The organism is Arenibacter nanhaiticus (genome assembly GCF_900141935.1).
Lineage (GTDB): Bacteria > Bacteroidota > Bacteroidia > Flavobacteriales > Flavobacteriaceae > Arenibacter > Arenibacter nanhaiticus.
Genome location: NZ_FQYX01000040.1, coordinates 23,253 through 29,604, shown reverse-complemented (window position 1 = coordinate 29,604; position 6,352 = coordinate 23,253). Strand labels below are relative to the sequence as shown.

The window sequence follows — 6,352 nt, the reverse complement described above, 5'->3', positions numbered from 1 at the left end:
GAAATCGCTTAAATAATCCCTAAACTGTCGCTGTAGATTTTTCCCGTTTACCCCATAGAACTGGCCGATGGTATGACAGTCATTTGCTTTAGTACTGACCAAGTACTTTTAAAAAAGCAGCGAACTCAACGGTCATACGAGTTCCCTGTGCCACCAGCTCCCAATCTCTTTGCACGGCTTTCCCCGTGGCCTTGTCCAGCCAACGGCGTCGCTTAATGTGGAGAAAGACTGATTTTCCTCGTAATGGGAAATCCTGGACGACGATCTCCTTATGAAAGCCATGACCTATTAAAATGCGATGTTTTTCCTCTTTAGGGGTATCCTTCTTTTTTTCAAAATATAAATGAAGCGTACCCTCTTCTGTTTTATGGGAGACAAGATTAAAGTGGGTTATTAATAGTTCAGGCAGTATAAGCTTTAATAGGTCGATAGATAATTCCAATGCTGTTCGTTTTTCTGCAAATATCGAACTCCTATTTCAATTCACACACAACTTTTGTGCTTGATCCTTTTTTAGAGGGCCAGGGGCCTTTTAAAAATGATATAGCGGAAAGAGCGACCCGACAGGGGAACGCCCATAGAAATATAGCGCTTAGTTTATGTAGGATTGGACATAGAGATTCCGAATCAAGTCAAAAACTTGTGGGATTTTGTTTTAAGCAAAAATATCTGAGAATCTAAATAGGAAGAATTCTATATATCCAACTCCTCTTAACGACTAGGTATTAAACATCCTAATTTTTTAAAAAAAATGGCTCCCAAAATTGTTTCGGAAGCCATTTTATAGGTGTTTTAAAGCGTGGGATCCCTAGAATAAAATTGGGATATTCCCTTGCTTGCATTCTTCAATCATTTCTTCGGGCCAGATGCTTGTCTGAATCTCTCCAATATGTGCTTTTTTCAGGAAGAACATACATAGTCGGGACTGACCTATTCCACCTCCAATGGATAACGGAAGCTCATCATTAAGAAGCATTTTATGCCACATTAATTCTTTTCTATCCTCTGCGCCTTCAATCGCTAATTGTTTATTTAAAGCATCTTTATCAACGCGTATTCCCATAGATGAAAGCTCTAAGGCTTCTTCAAGAATAGGATTCCAAAGAAGGATATCTCCGTTTAGACCCTTTAGACCATTTTCGGTTTCCGTACTCCAATCATCATAATCAGGAGCTCTTCCATCATGTTTTTTCCCCTCTGGGAGTACCCCTCCAATTCCTATTATAAATACGGCACCATATTTTTTAGCCGCTGCTGTTTCTCTTTCCTTGGAAGAAAGATCAGGATACTGCGCTGCTAGTTCCTCTGTATGAATAAAAGTAATTTCTGCCGGAAGTACAGGCTTTAAATGAGGGTAACGCTCGTAAACAACATATTCTACTCTTCTAAAAATGCTATAGATCTTTCGGACGATATATTTTAGAAAATCAATAGTTCTTTCTTCATTACTAACTACTCTTTCCCAGTCCCACTGATCTACATATATAGAGTGTATGTTTGAAAAAACTTCGTCTGGACGTAATGCATTCATATCTGTATACACCCCATACCCAGACTCTATTTCTAATTGTGCCAAAGCAAGTCTTTTCCATTTTGCAAGCGAATGAACAATTTCAGCTTCCGCATCGTTCATCGATTTTATTGGAAAGCTTACAGGTCGCTCTATACCACTAAGATCATCATTAATTCCAGATCCTTTTTTTACGAATAAAGGAGCAGTGATTCTTCTTAACCTTAATTCTGAAGATAGGCTAAGCTCAAAAAAGTCTTTGATCAATTTAATCGCTTGCTCTGTCTCTTGTATATTTAATTGCGGACAATACCCTTCCGGAATTTGTAATTTATAACTCATTGTGTTAACATTTAATTAGGTGAATAGCACCTCTCTGTTTTTAATTGTAATCAAAAAGCAAAAATGCGACAATTAGAAAGAATATCAAAACAGTGTTCAATGAGAAATTATTAAATATTAGACTGTTATTATGAGAATTACTGTCCTTTCGATTTATTTTATAAATTTAAATTTCTGTCTTCAAAGGTTTTTTCAAACAATTCACATCACTAAGCGCTGAATAACAGAACTATACGGTTTTTGTTGATTTTCATTCACAAAACAGATTTAGGTCAATCGACTGGCAAGGCACAAAAATTAAGTTGAAGCCAATTTGTTGGCAAAAAAGACAAATAAGTAAAAAGAAGAATGCAGTCAATGGCAACAGAGGTATAGGGTTTGGTCAAAAAACAATTTTTAGGTTAGTATTGCCAACTTATAATTTAACAGCCAATGTGTATGCCTGTTTTACATCTATTAATTCTAGGCATCATTATCCATCTGCGCTTAAAATTTTTCGGTTATACTATGATTTTCTTGAACCTGTAAATCGCTCAATACCTTTTCCACGGCTTCCATCATCTTTAGAGCGCCACAGACGTAGAAATACCCTTTTAGATCAGTATTTTTCTTAATTAAATTGCCCATAATATACCCATGAGCGAATTTGTCCGATGCCTCTTCAGATAGGATATTCATGAAATTCTTGCCCAAGATTTCATTAAATTCCTTCTCCAATACTATATCCGAGGAGGTTTTATTGGCACAGAGCAGTTTATTGTTCCCTATTTTGCCTTAGGCCTGCAGGTTTCTAGGGATAGCCACAAAAGGAATGATACCGGCTCTTCCGGCAATAAAGGTGCCCCCATGGTGATCAGGATTTTGTTTTTCAGTAACGGTTCTCAACACATCAGGAGTAGCGAAATCTATCGATTTAATGCTTAGGTGTCGCTTTTCCATAATGAGATAGCTTTTTTAGTTATATTTTTTCACTAAACCTTATGATCCTTTTAATTCAAGGATTTGCCGGATCATTTGATTGGTAAATCCCCATTCATTGTCATACCATGTCATCACTTTTAACAGGTCGCCATCCACCACTCGTGTCATACTTAGATCTACCGTGGAAGCGAAGGGGCTTTTTACTATATCAGACGAGACTATAGGGTCTTTGGTAACAGCGAGTACTTTGGCATACCGCTTTGTTTTCGATTCCTCGATAAGAATGTTGTTTACCATTTCTGGGGTCACCAGTTTCTTAGTAAGAAAGGTAAGATCGGATATAGACCCTACAGGAACCGGCGTCCTTATAGCGACTCCGTCAAATTTTCCCGATAAGGCAGGAAGGGCTTTAGTGGTGGCTATCGCGGCTCCAGTAGATGTGGGCACAAGGTTGGCGGCACCGGCCCTGCCCATACGAAAGTTCTTTTTAGAGGGGCCGTCCACTATTCCCTGTGACGCTGTATAGGCATGTACCGTGGTCATAATAGCTTTTTTGATGCCTATCCTACGCTCTAATATCTCTACTACCGGACCTATATTATTGGTGGTGCAACTGGCGCAGGAAAAAATAGATACCTTCCCATCCCCTGAATTAACACCGTGGACCACGGTGGGAGTATCCATGCTTTTTGTTGGGGCAGAAATAACCACGGTCTTTGCCCCTGCCTTTATATGTTTTTCCGCGTCTTCCCTTAAAGTGAACAGGCCTGTGCTTTCTATGACCACATCAATACTATAGTCTTTCCACGGTAATTCCGCCGGATTTTTAATGGTAGTATACTGTATCTTGGAATCGCCTACCATAAGGGTCTGTCCCCCATGGGAGACTTCTTTTTCATAAATACCATAAACCGTGTCATATTTTATAAGATACACTAGGTTTTCGATAGAGATGATATCGTTCACAGCAATAAGCTTTAATCCTTCCGTATCCATAATTAGTTTAAGGGCAGCTCTTCCGATACGGCCCATTCCGTTGATAGCAATATTCATATTCTATAATTTTTATTTTTATACGAACTAGTCCTTGATTAAAGGTTTGCTACTTTTTCTAAACCCTTACCAATAACTATTGGGGGCTTTCCCCAAGGTGGAATTTCTGTTGTCAACTTTTGCAAGTTGTACCGCTATAAACGAATCATCGCAATGAATCGTAGCGGAGCTCTAATTTGTGTCGGGGTGGTTTTTTAAATATCCAATGGTTAAAAGTAAGCTTCTATTTTTTTTTATCGGCTAACAAGCCAGTGTTAACCAAAACTCCGATAAAACGGGTATGATACTAATTTACAAGAAGCTGAATTCCATCTTATGATGGGAGTTCTGCCAAAGGATTCAATCTGCCGATTGTACTCCCACGGATCTCCAGGAGGAGGTCTAGGTGGAAAAGGGTTTGTTCATCTAGGGGAACAGTGTATAAAATTACGGATTTTTATTTATTAAAGATAAGACTATCCTAAACAAATCATAGTTCCAGGATGGTCATTTTAAAAGAGTCCCTTTTTGGGACGAGGAAAAGCCTCATCTACCTAGTGCTTTCTACTTTTTGGGATAGAATTTTCTAATCTTAAAGCTTTTGGTTTTGTCAATTTCCGGCTCCGAATCCGAAATAAAGGGGCCAGCCGAAGCGGAATCAAGCGCCTCAGCTGGTCCTTTTTTCAAATGCAAATTGTTGCGAACTATTAATTGGTTTTGACCAAAACAAACGGAGTATGGAAGCTATAGTATAATAAAGGCCAACACAGCTCCTAGCCCAACACCGTATTTATATTTTTTAGTTCGGCCTCGGAAAATTTTATATTTTTCAAAGCCTCTAGGTTATCCAACAATTGCTCTTGCTTACTCACCCCTACTAGGACGGTAGAAATCCGTTCGTCTTTTAACAACCAAGCAATCGCCATTTGGGCCAAACTTTGGCCTCTATTTTTCGCAATGGTATTGAGTTGTTCAACCTTTTTCAGAACCTCAGGTGTTATTTGCGCTTCCTTTAGATAACGCCCATCTTTTAATGCGCGACTATCTTTTGGAATACCCCCCAGGTATTTATTGGTGAGGATTCCTTGTTCTAGTGGAGAAAACGCAATAGATCCCATTCCCTGCTTCTCCAATTCTCCCAGCAAACCATCTTCAACCCATCGGTCTAGCATATTATACCTCGGCTGATGTATTAGCAAGGGTGTTCCCAGATCTTTCATGATTTTAGCCGCTTTGGCCGTCAAATCTGCCGGATATTGAGAAATACCCGCATAAAGAGCCTTTCCTCGTTGTACCAAATGGTGCAAGGCGCCCATGGTTTCCTCCAATGGGGTGTCCGGATCAGGTCTGTGATGGTAAAAAATATCCACATAGTCTAGCCCCATGCGTTTAAGACTCTGGTCTAAAGAGGCCACCAAATATTTTCGAGATCCAAAGTTACCGTAAGGCCCGGGCCACATATCCCAACCCGCTTTACTAGAAATCAGGAGCTCGTCCCGATATGGCTTAAAATCGTCCTTAAAAATACGCCCGAAATTTTCTTCTGCCGCACCGTATGGAGGACCGTAGTTATTGGCCAGGTCAAAGTGGGTAATCCCATTATCAAATGCACAACGCAATAATCCGCGTCCAGTTTCCAAGTCATTGGTATGCCCAAAATTATGCCATAAGCCTAAGGAAATAAGGGGCATAAGAATACCACTATTGCCACAACGACGGAATTGCATTGTATCGTATCGCCTGTCATTAGCCTTATAAGGCCCAGGACCAAAAGAATCGTTTACTTTCATTATAGCTGTTTTTTCAATCTGTTCATCAACAAAATATTGCTTCTTACAATATCAATTGAGGTCTCTAAGATAAAAAACTTTTAGTCAGAGTTTAGGTTAGAACACATAGATGCCCCAGAAAAAGAGGCAAACAGCCATTCGGAAATATTGCAAAAGAAACTTTATCTCGCTTATGTTTTGGACAAATGGTAACAATCTTGTCCAAGGGTTATTTTGATAGAAATGGTCGCTTAATTGGTGAAATATTTGATGCTGACGGTATTAATATAAACAAAGAAATGGTCCGTTTGGGAATGGCCTGGCATTTTAAAAAATATTCGGATGACATGAGTTACGATAAACTTGAAATAGAAGCTAGAGACTCTAAAATTGGACTATGGAAAGATAAAGAACCAGTAGCTCCCTGGGATTTTAGGTAAATAAATGTAAAAGCTTTACTGTATATCCTGCACAGGAAATTTCCGTCGGCAATAAAAAAACACTAATCATTCTGTTATTGGATTTAAAATTAATTATACGCCATTATAACAAGACAGCTCCATATGTAGTTATAATTATACACGGCAACCCCCTTTAAGCTTGCCCAAACGGTTTTAAAAATCATTCAGGGATTTACTCCCCATGATTAAGATCATATGCCTTCTTAAGTCAATATACTACCTTAAAAAGTTATTAATTTGAAAGTAGCATGCTAAGAATATTGGTATCCCTTAAAACTTAGGGGCTACCTTATTCCTTGTAGCTTATTATTAACCAT

At 38.9% G+C, this 6,352-nt stretch carries 7 protein-coding genes; 1 reads left to right on the top strand and 6 read right to left on the bottom strand.

The features are described from left to right. Positions 1 to 88 precede the first annotated feature (88 nt). The 6 genes from BUA16_RS16575 to mgrA all read right to left on the bottom strand — a co-directional run bounded on the left by BUA16_RS16575 (position 89) and on the right by mgrA (position 5,595). The gene (locus tag BUA16_RS16575; RefSeq protein ID WP_072765849.1) at positions 89 to 442 is read right to left on the bottom strand and encodes an ISAon1 family transposase N-terminal region protein; all 354 of its coding nucleotides are present in this window, start codon (positions 440 to 442) and stop codon (positions 89 to 91) included. Positions 443 to 808: 366 nt separating this feature from the next. Beyond that, the gene (asnA, locus tag BUA16_RS16565; protein ID WP_072765847.1) at positions 809 to 1,852 is read right to left on the bottom strand and encodes an aspartate--ammonia ligase; all 1,044 of its coding nucleotides are present in this window, start codon (positions 1,850 to 1,852) and stop codon (positions 809 to 811) included. A gap of 486 nt (positions 1,853 to 2,338) precedes the next feature. Further along, the gene (locus BUA16_RS16560) at positions 2,339 to 2,605 is read right to left on the bottom strand and encodes a ferredoxin reductase domain-containing protein (protein WP_262482967.1); all 267 of its coding nucleotides are present in this window, start codon (positions 2,603 to 2,605) and stop codon (positions 2,339 to 2,341) included. 21 nt (positions 2,606 to 2,626) lie between these two features. Next, a complete protein-coding gene (locus BUA16_RS18745) occupies positions 2,627 to 2,791 on the bottom strand; it encodes a hypothetical protein (RefSeq protein ID WP_178338909.1) in 165 nt (54 codons plus the stop codon). A gap of 39 nt (positions 2,792 to 2,830) precedes the next feature. Continuing rightward, positions 2,831 to 3,826: a type I glyceraldehyde-3-phosphate dehydrogenase gene (locus BUA16_RS16555; RefSeq protein ID WP_072765845.1), complete on the bottom strand. Its 996-nt coding sequence runs from the start codon at positions 3,824 to 3,826 to the stop codon at positions 2,831 to 2,833. A gap of 752 nt (positions 3,827 to 4,578) precedes the next feature. Then, the gene (mgrA, locus tag BUA16_RS16550; RefSeq protein ID WP_072765844.1) at positions 4,579 to 5,595 is read right to left on the bottom strand and encodes an L-glyceraldehyde 3-phosphate reductase; all 1,017 of its coding nucleotides are present in this window, start codon (positions 5,593 to 5,595) and stop codon (positions 4,579 to 4,581) included. A 146-nt stretch (positions 5,596 to 5,741) separates the two neighbouring features. Between mgrA and BUA16_RS16545 the strand changes: the two genes are divergently transcribed. Then, positions 5,742 to 6,014 carry a thermonuclease family protein gene (locus BUA16_RS16545; RefSeq protein WP_084668543.1) on the top strand — a complete coding sequence of 91 codons (273 nt, stop codon included), beginning with the start codon at positions 5,742 to 5,744 and terminating at the stop codon, positions 6,012 to 6,014. Positions 6,015 to 6,352: the final 338 nt, after the last annotated feature.